This window comes from Streptomyces sp. CO7, from assembly GCF_053474865.1.
In genome coordinates, this window is record NZ_JBRIOU010000005.1 from 520,291 (window position 1) to 534,594 (window position 14,304).

Here is a 14,304-nt window from a genome sequence, read left to right on the forward strand (position 1 = left end):
CTCGGGGCCGCCCGGGAGGAACGCCCCGGCTTCCCCCGCCAGTGGCGGGCCCTCGTCCGGCGCATCCGCGACCAGCTCGCGCTGCACGCGATCCCCGCGCTGCACCAGGAGGCGGTGATGGCTCCCTGAGCGGACACCGACACCGGTACAGCTGACGCGCCCGTACAGCCGATCCACGCACATCCCGACGGACATCCCAACGGGGGGAGCAGCGAGATGAGCACCACGCAGTCACCTCAGCCCGACGACACCACGCGAGAGACCGGTCGCGTGGGCCCGACGCCCCTGCGGCTGCGGCGGGCCGGAGTGGGCCTGGCCCTGGCGGCCGTGGTCTTCGCCGTCGCCGCCGTCCTGGACATCGACGGGACGCCGCTGCTGCGGATCGCGCTCGCCGTCGTCTGCGGCACCACCGCCCTGATCGTCCAGTACCTGGCCGGGCTGTCCCGGCAGCTCGAGGAGCAGGCCCGGCAGGCCCGCGAGACCCGTGAGGCGCTGGACGGCACGGCCGCCGCCGTCCGCGAGAGCCTGGAGCGGCAGGCCGCCCCCGCCCGCGGCGCCGACCGGAACCGGCCGGTGGCCACCGCCTCGGGCACCGGCGCCCCGGTGGAGGCCGTCGTCCACCGCGTCGACAGCCAGGTCGCCTCCGACTCGATCCCCGAGCAGTCCCGGCGGGCCATCGCCGAGGTGCTCACCACCGGCCCGGACATCCTGCAGACCTTCGCCCGCGCCGAGCTGGAGCGGGTCGTGCGGCACATGGCCGACCTCAACAGCCTCACCGCCGAGTGCGCGGGGGAGAACCACGACTGGATGCTCTCCCTCACCCACTCCACCGAGCACTCCCTCCTCGCCACCAGCACCTCGGTGGACCGGGAGTTCTGGAACAGCGAACCCGCCTCCCGCTACCTCCAGGCCCAGCGCGAGGCCATCGAGCGGGGCGTGGTCGTGCAGCGGCTCTTCCTGCTGGAGTCCGCCGAGATGCTCGACGACAAGCTGCTGCGGCTGTGCGAGGAACAGGAACTGCTCGGCATCGAGCTGCGCGCCGCCGTCATGCAGGAACTCCCGCCCCACCTTCAGCGGGGCACCACCAGCGACTTCATCCTCTACGACGAGGGCGTCTCCTTCGAGATCGAGCAGGACCTGCGCGACGTCAACGTCAAGACCCGCCTGATCGCCCGCCCCGACCACGTCGGCCAGCGCCTGCGCCGCTTCCGCGAGCTGTGGGAGGCCGGGATGAACCTGCGCGACCTGGAGACCCGCGTCGACGACGAGGAGGACGGCGCGTGGATGGTCGACGTGTGAGGGGCGACAGGCACGGGGCGACGGGCAGGGGGCGTCCCGGCGGCGCACGGCCCTGACGGGCCCGGCGGCGGGTGCGGGAGAATGGGGCCATGAGTCTCTTCCGGGACGACGGCGTCGTCCTGCGCACCCAGAAGCTCGGCGAGGCGGACCGCATCATCACGCTGCTGACCCGGGGCCACGGCCGGGTGCGCGCGGTCGCCCGAGGGGTGCGCCGCACCAAGTCGAAGTTCGGAGCGCGGCTGGAGCCGTTCTCCCACGTCGACGTGCAGTTCTTCGCCCGCGGCAGCGAGCTGGTCGGCCGCACCCTGCCGCTGTGCACGCAGAGCGAGACCATCGCCGCGTACGGCGGGACGATCGTGACCGACTACGACCGGTACACCGCCGGCACCGCCATGCTGGAGACCGCCGAGCGGTTCACCGAGCAGGAGGGCGAGCAGGCCGTGCAGCAGTACCTGCTGCTGGTCGGCGCGCTGCGCACCCTCGCCCGCGGGGAGCACGCCCCGCACCTGATCCTCGACGCCTTCCTGCTGCGCTCGCTGGCCGTCAACGGCTACGCGCCCAGCTTCGGCGACTGCGCGCGGTGCGGGATGCCGGGGCCCAACCGGTTCTTCTCCGTGGCCGGCGGCGGCTCGGTCTGCGTCGACTGCCGCATGCCGGGCAGTGTGGTGCCCTCCGCCCAGGCCCTGGGTCTGCTGGGCGCGCTGCTCGCGGGAGACTGGGAGACCGCGGACGCCGCCGAGCCGCGGCACGTCCGCGAGGGCAGCGGGCTGGTCGCCGCCTACCTGCACTGGCATCTGGAGCGGGGTCTGCGGTCGCTCAGGTTCGTGGAAAAGTAGGCACCCGCAAGACTGCAGGGGCACGAGGACGAGGAGCTGGGACAACATGGCCGTAGGCGGATTCCTGGGGCGGCAGCGCCGCGAGTACACGGCGCCGGAGCCGCACCCGTCGGGGGCGCGTGCGCCGAAGCTGCCGTCCGAGCTGGTGCCCGGGCACGTGGCGATCGTCATGGACGGCAACGGCCGCTGGGCCAAGGACCGCGGGCTGCCGCGCACCGAGGGCCACAAGGTGGGCGCGGAGCGGGTCCTCGACGTCCTCCAGGGCGCCATCGAGGTGGGCGTCGGGTCGGTGTCGCTGTACGCGTTCTCCACCGAGAACTGGAAGCGCTCGCCCGACGAGGTGCGGTTCCTGATGAACTTCAACCGCGACTTCATCCGCAAGACCCGTGACCAGCTCGACGCCCTGGGCATCCGGGTCCGGTGGGTCGGCCGCATGCCGAAGCTGTGGCGCTCGGTCGCCAAGGAGCTGCAGATCGCCCAGGAGCAGACCAAGGGCAACGACAAGCTGACCCTGTACTTCTGCATGAACTACGGCGGCCGCGCGGAGATCGCCGACGCGGCGCAGGCGCTCGCCGAGGACGTGAAGGCCGGCCGGCTCGACCCGTCCAAGGTCAACGAGAAGACCTTCGCGAAGTACATGTACTACCCGGACATGCCGGACGTGGACCTGTTTCTGCGCCCCAGCGGCGAGCAGCGGACCTCCAACTACCTGCTGTGGCAGTCCGCCTACGCGGAGATGGTCTTCCAGGACGTCCTGTGGCCCGACTTCGACCGCCGCGACCTGTGGCGCGCCTGCCTGGAGTACGCGCAGCGCGACCGCCGCTTCGGCGGGGCGGTCCCGAACGAGCAGCTCCTCGCGATGGAGTCCGCGATGAAGGGCGCCCCGTCCGCGCAATGAGGTTCTCCGTCCAGGAAGGGCCCCCGCTCGAGGGCGTGCTCGTGTACACGGAGTCCGAGTACGGGTTCTCCTTCAGTGCGCGGGACGGGGAAGCGCTGGGCGCGAGACTCGGCTCGCGGGGGGTGACGAGTGTGGTGATCGGCACGCTCCAGCTCGAGGTCGACATCGAGTCCGGGGAAGTGCTGTTCGCCTGGGGGTACCTCCCGAACGTACGGAGCGTGGTGGCGGAGCTCAGGCACCCGCGGTCCGTGGCGGGCCGGGTGGTGGTCTCGTCGGACGAGCCCTTCGAGCCCGGGATCTCCGAAGGCGTGCCCGGAGACGACTGGCGCGTCACCCATGACCCGTCCTCCGGCACGGTCGCCGTTCGCCTGAACGGTGCCTCCGGCGCCACGTTCGTGCGGATCGCCGACGGAACCGTCCTCGGCCTCGACGCGGGCCACCTGGTGTCGGTCTGGCTCACTCCGGTTTTCGTCGCGTGAGCAGACTTCCGCCGGGTGAGCTCGTCGGGTGAGCATGGCGGTCCGTGCTCGGCTCCTCCCCTTGCCAGGCTTCCGGCGGCCGAGGCTACGATCACGGCTCCTTGATCGACTGAAGGGGAGGGGCCCGACCATGAGCCATGACGTGCTGCCCGAGAGCGTGGTGCTCGAGTACGTGAGCACCAGGCAGGACGTCCGTGAGGTGGTGCGAACGCTCACGCGGAAGCGGCGTGGCCTGACCGGCTTCTTCTGCCGGCCGGCGGGCTGGGGCTCCCTGGGAGGCCTGGCCGTCGTGGTGACGGCCGCAGCGGTGGCCACCGGGTCCCTCGCGTACGGGGCCTTCGGCTCGCTCCTGCTGGTGGAGGCGGTGGTGTGCGCCCTGCTGCCCGTGCTGTCGGCGCGCGGGCAGGCCAAGGCGATCGAGAGCATGCTCGTGCCCTTCACGGTCACCGTCGACGGGGACGGCATCCGTTCCGTCACCGCCACCCTCGACTCCCACATGGCGTGGGGTGCGTTCGGCGGCTACATCGAGACGGACAACCTGTTCGTCCTCTGCGGCCCGGAACCCGGCGGGCGGCGGGGCGGCTGGATCGCCAAGCGCGGCGCGTCCGACCAGGCGGCGCTGGACCGCCTCCGCGCCCTGCTCGACCGGCACCTTCCCCGCGTCTGACGTGCCGGAGCACTGACGGCCCGTCCTGGCCGGACAGCAGTTCACGAAAAAGGGGTGGGTGGATGGAAGGCCGAAAGTTCTACGGGGGTCTCGGTGCGGCGGTGACGATGGTCTCCGCGGTGCTGACGGCCATGCTGCTGGGCCGGTACTGGAACGCCTGCGACGTGGGGGTGAACAACGCCGCGAACGGCGGCTTTCTGATGTTCCTGTTCATACCCGGTCTCTGGGTACTGCTGCTGCTGAACTGGTTCGCGGTGGGCGCGCTGCTCGGGAACCGTCCCCCTCTCCACGCGGGTGTCCTCGTGGTGACGACGATCGCGGTCGTCTGGTGCGCGATCTCCGTCTTCTGGGACGCCCCCGGCCCGCACTGCCCCCACGGCGTGCCCCCGTGGTGGCCCGGCTTCGTTCCGTCCCCGGGCTTCTGATCGGTGATCGTGCCTTGCCCTGCCGGCTTCGTGTGCGGTCCAGGAACAGGTGGGCCAGTTGGTGAGGACCTCCAGGTGCGCCGCCTCCCGGCACGGGATGCGCCTCGTAGGGACCCGGCCGGACACGGCGAAGCCCCCTTGTGTCGGGCGAGCGGCGACGCGCCGTGACACAGCGGAGCCCCGGTGTGCGGTGAGCCCTGGGGTCCCCCGTTACCCCGCCGCCGCGCAGTTCGCGCAGGTGCCGAAGATTTCGACGGTGTGGTCGACGTCGACGAAGCCGTGTTCGGCGGCGATCGCGTCGGCCCAGCGCTCGACGGCCGGTCCCTCGACCTCGACGGCCTTGCCGCAGCCGCGGCAGACCAGGTGGTGATGGTGCTCCTCACTGGAGCAGCGGCGGTAGACGGACTCGCCCTCGGAGGTGCGCAGGACGTCCACCTCCCCCGCGTCGGCGAGGGACTGCAGCGTCCGGTAGACGGTGGTGAGGCCCACGGAGTCCCCCCGGTGCCGCAGCATGTCGTGGAGCTCCTGCGCGCTGCGGAAACCCTGGACCTCGTCCAGGGCGGCCGCCACGGCGGCGCGCTGGCGGGTGGAACGGCCCCGTACGGGCGATCCGGCGGTCGACGTCACCGTTGCCTCCTCACATTCGTGGGTCGCCGGGCCATTGTGCCAGCCCGGCGGTGCGGGGTCAGGGTCCCGGCCGTCCGGCGGGCCCGGAGGGCTTCCCCGAAGGGCCCGCCGAGGGCGCGGTGTGGGAACCGCCGGAGGTCCCCTCGGCGAGGGCGAGATCGTACTCGGCCTCGTCCTGCGGCCCCGGCACCCGCGCGGCTGCCGCCCGCCGCCCCTCGGCCGCCGCCCGGCGCCTGGCCAGCGGCGTCGCGGCCACCGTGAGCAGCACGAACGCGCCGATCGCGAGCAGCACGATGGTCGCGCCCGGCGGCACGTCGTTGTAGAAGGACAGGGTCGTGCCGCCCAGCGCGGCGGTGACGCCGAGGGCGACCGCGATCGCGAAGGTGGCGGCGAAGGAACGCGCGAGCTGCTGCGCGGCGGCGACCGGGACGACCATCAGCGCGGAGATCAGCAGCAGGCCGACGACCCGCATGGCGACCGTCACGGTGACCGCCGCGGTGACCGCGACCAGCAGGTTGAGCGCGCGCACCGGCAGCCCGGTGACCCGCGCGAACTCCTCGTCCTGGCTGACCGCGAACAGCTGGCGGCGCAGGCCCAGGGTGACGAGCAGCACGAGGGCGGCGAGCACGCAGATCGCGGTGACGTCGGAGGCGCTCACCGTGGTGAGCGAGCCGAACAGGTAGGTGGTCAGGTTCGCGTTGCTGCCGCCGGGGGCGAGCGCGGTCAGCAGCACGCCGCCCGCCATGCCGCCGTAGAACAGCATGGCCAGCGCGATGTCGCCGCGGGTGCGGCCGTACCAGCGGATCAGCTCCATCAGTACCGAGCCGGCCACCGCGACGCCGGCGGCGACCCAGACCGGGGAGGAGTTCAGCAGGAAGCCGAGGCCGACGCCGGTCATGGCGACGTGGCCGATGCCGTCGCCCATCAGGGCCTGGCGGCGCTGTACCAGGTACACGCCGATGGCGGGGGCGGTGAGACCGACCAGGACGGCCGCGAGCAGTGCTCGCTGCATGAAGGGGTAGCTCAGGAGGTCCATCAGCTCAGCAGTCCCGTGCGCAGGTGGTCGGCGTTCTCGTCGTCGTGCGGGTGGACGTGGTCGTGGCCGGGCAGCGCGTGCTGCCCCAGGGCCTTGGGCGGCGGGCCGTCGTGCAGCACGCAGCCGTCGCGCAGCACCACCGCGCGGTCGATCAGCGGCTCCAGCGGGCCCAGCTCGTGCAGGACGAGCAGGACGGTGACGCCGCGCGAGACCTGCTCGCGCAGGGTGTCCGCGAGGACCTCCTGGCTGGCGAGGTCGACGCCGGCCATCGGCTCGTCCATGATCAGCAGCTCCGGCTCGGAGGCCAGGGCGCGGGCGATCAGCACCCGCTGGTGCTGGCCGCCGGAGAGGGCGTCCACCGGGTCCTTGGCGCGGTCGGCGAGACCGACCAGCTCCAGGGCGTGCCGCACCGCCTCGCGGTCGGCCTTGCGGAGCAGGCCGAAGCGGGCCCGGGACAGCCGCCCGGAGGCCACCACCTCGGTCACGGTGGCGGGGACCCCGCCGGCGGCGGTGGTGCGCTGCGGGACGTAGCCCACCCGCGACCACTGCCGGAAGCGGCGGCGGGGGACGCCGAACAGCTCGATCTCGCCGGAGACCACCGGCACCTGGCCGATGACCGCGCGGACCGTGGTCGACTTGCCGGAGCCGTTGGCTCCGAGCAGCGCCACGACCTCGCCGCGCCGCACGGTCAGGTCGATGCCGCGGAGCACGGGTTTGGCGCCGAGCTCGGCGCGGACCGTGCGCAGGGAGATGACGGGCTCGTCCACGGCGCCCTCCTGGGTGGGGGAGTCCGGCGGGGTCACTTGGTCCCCAGCGCCTTCTGCAGGGCAGCCAGGTTGGCCTCCATGACCTGGAAGTAGTCGTCGCCGCGGGACTTCTCGGTGATGCCCTCCAGCGGATCCAGCACGTCGGTGCGCAGCCCGGCGTCCTTCGCGACGGTGCGGGCCGTGCGGTCGCTGACCAGGGTCTCGTAGAAGACGGTGCTGACGCCGTCCTCCTTCGCGATGTGCTGGAGCTCCTTGACCCGGGCGGCACTGGGCTCCGACTCGGGGTCGAGGCCGGTGAGGGACTCCTCGATCAGGCCGTACGCCTCGGCGAGGTAGCCGAAGGCGGAGTGGTTGGTGAGGAAGACGTCGGTCTTCCGGTCCTTCAGGCCGTCCTCGAACTTCTTGTCCAGCGCGTCGAGGCGGTTGACCAGGTCCTCGGTGTTCGCGCGGTACTGGGCCGCGTGCTCGGGGTCGGCCTTCTGGAAGGCCTTGGAGACGCCCTCGGCGACCTCGGCGTACTTGGCGGGGGCCAGCCAGACGTGCGGGTCCTTGCCGCCGGGCTCGTGGGAGTGGCCGTGACCCTCGTGCCCGCCGCCGGGCTCCTCGGAGTGCTCGTCCGCGTGCTCCTCGGCGTGCTCGTCCGCGTGCTCCTCGGCGTGCTCGTCCGCGTGCTCGTCCGCGTGCGCGTCGGAGGACTCCTCGGCGTGGCCGTCGACCTCGGCGCCGTGCTTCTCCAGGTCGGTGAGGGAGGCGGCGTCTATTTTCCGCGGGCCCTCGGTCTGGGCGACGGCCTCGTCGACGGCGGGCTGGAGGCCCTTGAGGTAGAGGATCGCGTCCGCCTCGGTGAGGGAGGCGGTCTGGCGGGCGGTGATCTCCAGGTCGTGCGGCTCCTGGCCGGGCTTCACCAGGGTGGTCACGTTGACGTTCTTCCCGCCGATCTCCTCGGCGAGGAAGGCCATCGGGTAGAACGACGCGACGACATCGAACTTCTCGGTGTTCTTGGCGTAGGCCGTGCCGTCGCCGGAGCACGCGGTCAGGGCCGTGGCCCCCAGGGCGACGGCGGAGGCGGCGGCGGTCGCGGATATGAGTCGTCGGACGTTCATGACTCTCATTTTCAACTAATATGGAAACCGTTGTCAACAACGGAGGTCAAAGCGGCGCGAAGGGGCCGGATGGGGTGTGTCGGTCCCCGCCTGGCGTCCCGGGAGCGGAACCGATTTGATCGGGGGGCAGTCCCCGCCGGTAACCTGAGGCATTCGCTGTATAGCAAGCTCCGAGGGGCCGGTGCGGCAGCCGCCGGCCGGTCCTTCGCCGCCGCCCGTCGTCGTAATGAAGAGAGCACCGTGGCCGCCGACAAGATCGACACCATCGTCAGCCTGAGCAAGCGCCGTGGCTTCGTATTCCCCTGCAGTGAGATCTACGGCGGTCAGCGCGCCGCCTGGGACTACGGTCACCTGGGTGTCGAGCTCAAGGAGAACATCAAGCGCCAGTGGTGGCGCTACATGGTGACCTCCCGCGAGGACGTCGTCGGTATCGACTCCTCCGTGATCCTCGCCTCCGAGGTCTGGGTCGCCTCCGGTCACGTCGCCACGTTCTCGGACCCGCTGACCGAGTGCACCTCCTGTCACAAGCGCTTCCGCGCCGACCACCTGGAGGAGGCGTTCGAGGAGAAGAAGGGCCGCGCCCCCGAGAACGGCCTGGCCGACATCAACTGCCCCAACTGCGGCGTCAAGGGCCAGTTCACCGAGCCCAAGCAGTTCTCCGGCATGCTCTCCACCCACCTCGGCCCGACCCAGGACAGCGGCTCCATCGCCTACCTGCGTCCCGAGACGGCCCAGGGCATCTTCACCAACTACGCCCAGGTGCAGACCTCCGCGCGCCGCAAGCCGCCGTTCGGCATCGCGCAGATGGGCAAGTCCTTCCGCAACGAGATCACGCCCGGCAACTTCATCTTCCGCACCCGCGAGTTCGAGCAGATGGAGATGGAGTTCTTCGTCAAGCCGGGCGAGGACGAGAAGTGGCAGGAGTACTGGATGGAGCAGCGCTGGGGCTGGTACACCGGCCTGGGTCTCCGTGAGGAGAACATGCGCTGGTACGAGCACCCGCAGGAGAAGCTCTCCCACTACTCCAAGCGCACCGCCGACATCGAGTACCGCTTCCAGTTCGGCGGCAGCGAGTGGGGCGAGCTCGAGGGCGTCGCCAACCGCACCGACTTCGACCTCACCGCGCACTCCAAGGCCTCCGGCCAGGACCTGGTCTACTACGACCAGGAGGCCAACGAGCGCTACACCCCCTACGTCATCGAGCCGGCGGCCGGTGTCGGCCGCACCATGCTGGCGTTCCTGCTGGACGCCTACGTCGAGGACGAGGCGCCCAACGCCAAGGGCAAGATGGAGAAGCGCACCGTGCTGCGCCTCGACCCGCGCCTCGCGCCGGTCAAGGTCGCCGTGCTCCCGCTCTCCCGCAACCCGGAGCTGTCCCCGAAGGCCAAGGGTCTCGCCCAGGCGCTGCGCCAGCACTGGAACATCGAGTTCGACGACGCGGGCGCCATCGGCCGCCGCTACCGCCGCCAGGACGAGATCGGCACGCCGTTCTGCGTCACCGTCGACTTCGACACCCTGGACGACAACGCGGTGACCGTCCGCGAGCGCGACACCATGAAGCAGGAGCGTGTCTCCCTCGACCAGATCGAGGGCTACCTCGCCTCGCGCCTGATCGGCTGCTGAGCACCCTCAACCGCCGCACGCACCGGGCCCCGGCCCCGCCCCCTCACCGGGGGTGGGGCCGGGGCCCGGCCGCGTGCACGTCGGAAACGCCCTCGCCGTGGAAACCCGGTCCCGGCATGATTCCCGGCATGACTTCCGGCGTGCGGCAGGACGAAGAGCGTCGTGGGCGCGCGCGGTACACGCTGACCGATGGCGAGCACGGGCACGCCTGGGGCGTCTGCGCCGAGGTGGAAGGGCTCTTCGGCGAGCCCGGGCGGGGGACCTACGAACTGTTCGGCTGGGATCCACGGGCAGAGGTGCGCGGGTGGGTCGGCGACCGGGTGTGGCTGGTCCCGGACGACGAAACGCTGGGTCCCTGGCTGCTGGAGGACGCGGAGAGCGTGAGCCGGCCGCGGGGGACGGGCGGTCTCGTCCTGACCGGCCTGGACGACTACGAAGGCCCACCCGAGGGGCACAGGGGCCGAGTGCACGTTCACGACGGGCGTCGCCTGCTGGGCTCCTGCCGGGAGTTCGCCCGCGTCCTGCCGCCCGGGCGGTCGGCGCTCCCGCTCGTCCTGCGAGGGCTCGTCCCGGGGGAGGGGCTGCGGGCGGCACTGGCGAAGGGCACCCGGCGGGCGCTGGAGCTGGAGCAGGCCGCCCTGGAGGTGCGGGACGACCTCGGTGAGCCGCTCACCGAACGCCTGCTGTGGGCGAGAGTCGGCGCCTGGCGCCCGGCGGCCGACGGAACGGACCGGATCGACCTCGAGCTCGACGGGGAGCGGTTCACGCCCGTTCCCGCGCACGCCCGGCCCGTCTGGGAGCGGTGGTTCGCCGGGCCGCCGAACGCCCGGGGCGCCTGGGCCGGCCTCGACACCCGGCGCCGGCAAGCCTGGCTCGACCTCGTCCGGGACCGCGCCTGCCTGCGCACCCGCCGTGACCGGCCGGCCGGTCACGCCTACGTCCTCGACGGCCGGCACGTCACCGACGCACCGAGCCTCCACCTGGCGCTCGGCGAGGCGGTGAACGGCCCGGGCGGCTACTTCGGCGGCTGCCTGGACGCCCTCGACGACTGCCTGCGCGGCGCCTTCGGCTACACCGCCCCCGCCACCCTGCTCTGGCGCGAGGCCGCGACGGCACGCGAGCACCTGTCCCACGCGCTGACACCGGACGGCCGGCCCTACGACCTGTTCGGCGTGGTCCTCGACGTCCTGGCCGAGGGCGGAATGCGCGTCACCCTGGCGTGAGCCGCTGTCCGCGTGAGCAGTTGGCGCGTCACGGACGGGAGTTCAGTGACCGTCCCTGTCGGCCCGCCGGTCCAGGTAGTGCGCGTGGCCCTCGTCGTCGAGGCCGACGGAGCCGTCCGGGCCGTCCGGGACGTCCGGGCCGTCCGGGACGTCCGGGCCGTCCGGGACGACGCAGAACTCGTTGCCCTCCAGGTCCGCCATCACCAGAAAGCCGCCGTCGTCGTACTCGTGCAGCCGGCGTCCGCCGAGCGCCTCGATCCGCCGCTGCTCGGCGGCCGGATCGGGGGCGGCGATGTCGACGTGGACGCGGTTCTTGCCCGGCCGGGGCGCCTCGGCCTGCTGGAAGCCGACGACGAGATCGCCCTGGCGGCCCAGCCAGACATAGGGGCCCGTGCGGCCCGCCACCGGCCGGCCCAGCACCTCGGACCAGAACCCGGCGAGCCGCTCGGGGTCGGCGGCGTCCACGATCACGGCCTTGATCTGCATGGATGAGTTCGTCACTCCCGCCTTCTTCCCGTAAAGCGGCTCGGCACGGCCGGATCCGGCCAGGGTCCACGCTTTCGCCCGGCGCCGGACCCTTGCGCCTAGATATTTAAGGGGTTAGCTTTTTAGTGCCAAGTGATCAGGGCCTCAAAGGCCCGGTCGTCCACGCGGAACGCCCTGGAGGAGAAGCCATGACCGAGACGGTGCTGCCGCCGGACGAGGCGCTGATCGCCGGGCGCTGGCGGACCGGGGCGGGCGCGCCCACCGAGGTGGTGGACCCCGCCACCGGCCGGGTGCTGACCACGCTGCACGCCGCCTCCGCCGAGGACGTGGACGAAGCGGCCCGGGGTGCGGCCCGGGCCGCCGCGGACCCCGCCTGGCGCGACCTCGCGCCGCACCTGCGGGCCCGTCACCTGCACCGGATCGCCGAGCTGATCGACGCGAACGCCGGGAAGCTCGCGGCCCTCCAGACCGCCGACACCGGCAAGACCCTGGCGGAGACCACCGCGCTGGCGGCCAGCGCGGCCGGCACCTTCCGCTACGCGGCGGCGCTGCTGGAGACGGCGGAGGACGCCCTCACCCCCTCGCGCGGCGCGTACGTCACCGTCTCCACCCACGAGCCCATCGGCGTGGTCGGCGCCATCGCCCCGTGGAACTCGCCGATCGCCTCCGACGCGCAGAAGATCGCCCCCGCCCTCGCGGCCGGCAACGGTGTGCTGCTCAAGCCCGCCGACTGGACGCCGCTCACCTCGCTGGCCCTGGGCCGGCTGATCAGCGGCAGCGGACTGCCGCAGGGGCTGGTCTCGGTCCTGCCCGGCCGCGGCAGCGTCGTCGGGGACGCGATCGTCCGGCACCCGCTGGTCGGCAAGGTCACCTTCACCGGCGGCACCGCCACCGGCCGGACCGTGGCGCACGCCGCCGCCGAGAAGCTCATCCCGGTCTCGCTGGAGCTGGGCGGCAAGTCGCCCACCGTCGTCCTGGAGGACGCGGACGTCGAACAGGCCCTGGCCGGCGTGATGTACGGGATCTTCTCCTCCAGCGGCCAGTCCTGCATCGCCGGTTCGCGGCTCTTCGTCGCCCGGAGCCTGTACGACCAGTTCGTGGGTGAACTGGTCGCCCGCACGGCGAAGTTGCGGGTGGGACCCGGCACCGACCCGGCGACCCAGGTGGCGCCCATGGTGCACCACCGGCACCGCGACCAGGTGGCCGCCTACGTGGACCTGGCCCGCGAGGAGGGCGCCCGGGTGCTGTGCGGCGGGACGGCGCCCTCGGGGGAGGAGTACGCCGGCGGCGCGTACTACCTGCCCACCGTGCTCGACGGCCTGCCCGCCGACGCCCGGACCTGCCAGGAGGAGATCTTCGGCCCGGTGCTGGTCTGCCTGCCCTTCGACGACGAGGAGGACCTGGTCCGCCAGGCCAACTCCACCGTCTACGGCCTGGCCTGCGGCATCTGGACCCGCGACCTGGCCCGCGCCTGGCGGCTCGCCCGCCGGATCGAGGCAGGCACGGTCTGGATCAACACTTACAAGCAGTTCAGCTCCAGCACCCCCTTCACCGGGTGGAAGGAGAGCGGGCTCGGCAGCGAGAAGGGCCGCGCGTGGCTGCGCGGCTACCAGCGGCAGAAGTCCCACTACTTCGGCACCGATCCCGCCCCGCTGCCCTGGGCCTCCTAGGGCCCGGCCCTCCCGCGCCACCACACCCGACCCCACCCCCAACCCCACGCCCCGTTCGACGTTCAGGAGAGACGGCATGTCCGAGACGGCCCTCCAGCGGCCCCCCGTCGCGCGGCTGCGCAAGCTGCGCGCCGTGGAGCTCTTCGTCCCGACGCTCACCGAGTCCGCCGACTTCTACGCCGAGGTCTGGGGCCTGGAGACGGTCGACGCCGACCGGGACGCCGCCTGGCTGCGGGGCACCGGCGACGAGCACCACGTGCTGCGCCTGACCCGCGCCGACCGGGTGGGCCTCGGCCGCGTCGCCTTCGCCGTGGGCTCCCGCGACGAGGTCGACGAGGCCGCCCGCCGGCTGCTGGGCCGGGGCATCGTCCCCGTGCACGGACCCGGCCCGCTGGAGCAGGCCGGCGGCGGGTACGGCGTGCGGTTCACCGACCCGGAGGGGCGGCTGATCGAGATCAGCGCCCTGGTGGAGGCGGTGCCCGAGCGCGGGCGGCAGGCCGCGGTGCCGGTCGGCGTCACGCACACCGTGCTGAACACCGTCGACATCGACGCCGCCGTCGCCTTCTACTGCGACGTGCTCGGCATGCGGGTCTCCGACTGGTCCGAGCACCAGATGGCGTTCCTGCGGGTCAACAGCGACCACCACTGCATCGCCTTCAACCAGGCCGAGTGGACCTCCCTGAACCACGTCGCCTACGAGATGGACTCGGTCGACCACTTCATGCGGGGCCTGGGCCGGCTGCGGCACCACGGCATCACGCCGCAGTGGGGTCCCGGCCGCCACGGTCCGGGCGACAACACCTTCTCCTACTTCACCGACCCGGCCGGACTGGTCTGCGAGTACACCTCCGAGGTCGCGCAGATCGTCGAGGACCGCTGGATCGCCAAGGTGTGGCGCCGGGTGCCCGAGCTGTCCGACCTGTGGGGGACCGCCGGGCCGCCCAGCAAGGAGATCCGCTGCCACATGGCGGGTGTCCCCGATCCAGGGCCGCTGGCCGCGCCGGTCGACGCGGTCCCCGCCCCCGCCGCGGACCGGACCTCCGGAGCGGCCGCGTGAGCGCCGCCGCGCCGCTGCGGATCGGCGTGGTCGGCTGGGGCGCCATCGGCCGGGTGGTCGGCACCGCCCTGGCCGAGGGCGAGGTACCCGGCGCCGAGCTCACCCGCG

15 protein-coding genes are annotated in these 14,304 nt (G+C 72.5%); 10 read left to right on the forward strand and 5 right to left on the reverse strand.

Annotated features, from left to right (window positions below):
- Positions 1-216 precede the first annotated feature (216 nt).
- From ACOV8S_RS20855 to ACOV8S_RS20880, 6 genes are all read left to right on the forward strand, one after another.
- On the forward strand, positions 217-1,299 hold the full coding sequence (locus ACOV8S_RS20855) for a hypothetical protein (RefSeq protein ID WP_448319317.1): 1,083 nt from the start codon (positions 217-219) through the stop codon (positions 1,297-1,299).
- A gap of 89 nt (positions 1,300-1,388) precedes the next feature.
- On the forward strand, positions 1,389-2,135 hold the full coding sequence (gene recO / locus ACOV8S_RS20860; RefSeq protein ID WP_448319318.1) for a DNA repair protein RecO: 747 nt from the start codon (positions 1,389-1,391) through the stop codon (positions 2,133-2,135).
- Between the two features lie 46 nt (positions 2,136-2,181).
- Positions 2,182-3,033: an isoprenyl transferase gene (locus ACOV8S_RS20865; RefSeq protein WP_448319320.1), complete on the forward strand. Its 852-nt coding sequence runs from the start codon at positions 2,182-2,184 to the stop codon at positions 3,031-3,033.
- Positions 3,030-3,512 (forward strand): hypothetical protein, encoded by a 483-nt coding sequence (locus ACOV8S_RS20870; protein WP_448319321.1) that lies wholly within the window; start codon positions 3,030-3,032, stop codon positions 3,510-3,512. Before ACOV8S_RS20865 ends, ACOV8S_RS20870 begins: the two co-directional genes overlap by 4 nt.
- Positions 3,513-3,642: 130 nt before the next feature.
- Positions 3,643-4,179: a hypothetical protein gene (locus ACOV8S_RS20875; RefSeq protein ID WP_448319323.1), complete on the forward strand. Its 537-nt coding sequence runs from the start codon at positions 3,643-3,645 to the stop codon at positions 4,177-4,179.
- Between the two features lie 62 nt (positions 4,180-4,241).
- Entirely contained in the window at positions 4,242-4,604 is a 363-nt protein-coding gene (locus ACOV8S_RS20880; protein WP_448319324.1) for a hypothetical protein, read from the forward strand.
- Between the two features lie 210 nt (positions 4,605-4,814).
- On the opposite strand, the gene ACOV8S_RS20885 is transcribed toward ACOV8S_RS20880, so the two are convergent.
- Genes ACOV8S_RS20885 through ACOV8S_RS20900 form a run of 4 tightly spaced genes read right to left on the reverse strand, consistent with a single transcriptional unit; the run spans position 4,815 to position 8,137 of the window.
- Positions 4,815-5,231: a Fur family transcriptional regulator gene (locus ACOV8S_RS20885; protein ID WP_448319325.1), complete on the reverse strand. Its 417-nt coding sequence runs from the start codon at positions 5,229-5,231 to the stop codon at positions 4,815-4,817.
- Between the two features lie 58 nt (positions 5,232-5,289).
- Positions 5,290-6,267: a metal ABC transporter permease gene (locus tag ACOV8S_RS20890; protein ID WP_448319326.1), complete on the reverse strand. Its 978-nt coding sequence runs from the start codon at positions 6,265-6,267 to the stop codon at positions 5,290-5,292.
- The gene (locus tag ACOV8S_RS20895) at positions 6,267-7,070 is read right to left on the reverse strand and encodes a metal ABC transporter ATP-binding protein (RefSeq protein ID WP_448319328.1); all 804 of its coding nucleotides are present in this window, start codon (positions 7,068-7,070) and stop codon (positions 6,267-6,269) included. Before ACOV8S_RS20895 ends, ACOV8S_RS20890 begins: the two co-directional genes overlap by 1 nt.
- A complete protein-coding gene (locus ACOV8S_RS20900; protein ID WP_448319330.1) occupies positions 7,067-8,137 on the reverse strand; it encodes a metal ABC transporter substrate-binding protein in 1,071 nt (356 codons plus the stop codon). Before ACOV8S_RS20900 ends, ACOV8S_RS20895 begins: the two co-directional genes overlap by 4 nt.
- Positions 8,138-8,377: 240 nt before the next feature.
- Here ACOV8S_RS20900 and ACOV8S_RS20905 point away from each other — a divergent pair, with 240 nt between their 5' ends.
- Entirely contained in the window at positions 8,378-9,760 is a 1,383-nt protein-coding gene (locus ACOV8S_RS20905) for a glycine--tRNA ligase (protein WP_448319331.1), read from the forward strand.
- Positions 9,761-9,888: 128 nt separating this feature from the next.
- Positions 9,889-10,983, forward strand: a complete 1,095-nt coding sequence (locus ACOV8S_RS20910) for a barstar family protein (protein WP_448319332.1) — start codon at positions 9,889-9,891, stop codon at positions 10,981-10,983.
- A 42-nt stretch (positions 10,984-11,025) separates the two neighbouring features.
- On the opposite strand, the gene ACOV8S_RS20915 is transcribed toward ACOV8S_RS20910, so the two are convergent.
- Entirely contained in the window at positions 11,026-11,484 is a 459-nt protein-coding gene (locus ACOV8S_RS20915) for a VOC family protein (protein WP_448319333.1), read from the reverse strand.
- 173 nt (positions 11,485-11,657) lie between these two features.
- Between ACOV8S_RS20915 and ACOV8S_RS20920 the strand changes: the two genes are divergently transcribed.
- On the forward strand, positions 11,658-13,139 hold the full coding sequence (locus tag ACOV8S_RS20920) for an aldehyde dehydrogenase (protein WP_448319335.1): 1,482 nt from the start codon (positions 11,658-11,660) through the stop codon (positions 13,137-13,139).
- A gap of 76 nt (positions 13,140-13,215) precedes the next feature.
- Positions 13,216-14,196 carry a VOC family protein gene (locus tag ACOV8S_RS20925; RefSeq protein WP_448319336.1) on the forward strand — a complete coding sequence of 327 codons (981 nt, stop codon included), beginning with the start codon at positions 13,216-13,218 and terminating at the stop codon, positions 14,194-14,196.
- Positions 14,197-14,304: the final 108 nt, after the last annotated feature.

Bases quoted from the DNA above. Each gene is read 5' to 3' on its own strand.
- ACOV8S_RS20855 (WP_448319317.1), top strand. From the start codon at position 217: ATGAGCACCACGCAGTCACCTCAGCCCGACGACACCACGCGAGAGACC.
- recO (WP_448319318.1), top strand. From the start codon at position 1,389: ATGAGTCTCTTCCGGGACGACGGCGTCGTCCTGCGCACCCAGAAGCTC.
- ACOV8S_RS20865 (WP_448319320.1), top strand. From the start codon at position 2,182: ATGGCCGTAGGCGGATTCCTGGGGCGGCAGCGCCGCGAGTACACGGCG.
- ACOV8S_RS20870 (WP_448319321.1), top strand. From the start codon at position 3,030: ATGAGGTTCTCCGTCCAGGAAGGGCCCCCGCTCGAGGGCGTGCTCGTG.
- ACOV8S_RS20875 (WP_448319323.1), top strand. From the start codon at position 3,643: ATGAGCCATGACGTGCTGCCCGAGAGCGTGGTGCTCGAGTACGTGAGC.
- ACOV8S_RS20880 (WP_448319324.1), top strand. From the start codon at position 4,242: ATGGAAGGCCGAAAGTTCTACGGGGGTCTCGGTGCGGCGGTGACGATG.
- ACOV8S_RS20890 (WP_448319326.1), bottom strand. From the start codon at position 6,267: ATGGACCTCCTGAGCTACCCCTTCATGCAGCGAGCACTGCTCGCGGCC.
- ACOV8S_RS20900 (WP_448319330.1), bottom strand. From the start codon at position 8,137: ATGAACGTCCGACGACTCATATCCGCGACCGCCGCCGCCTCCGCCGTC.
- ACOV8S_RS20910 (WP_448319332.1), top strand. From the start codon at position 9,889: ATGACTTCCGGCGTGCGGCAGGACGAAGAGCGTCGTGGGCGCGCGCGG.
- ACOV8S_RS20920 (WP_448319335.1), top strand. From the start codon at position 11,658: ATGACCGAGACGGTGCTGCCGCCGGACGAGGCGCTGATCGCCGGGCGC.
- ACOV8S_RS20925 (WP_448319336.1), top strand. From the start codon at position 13,216: ATGTCCGAGACGGCCCTCCAGCGGCCCCCCGTCGCGCGGCTGCGCAAG.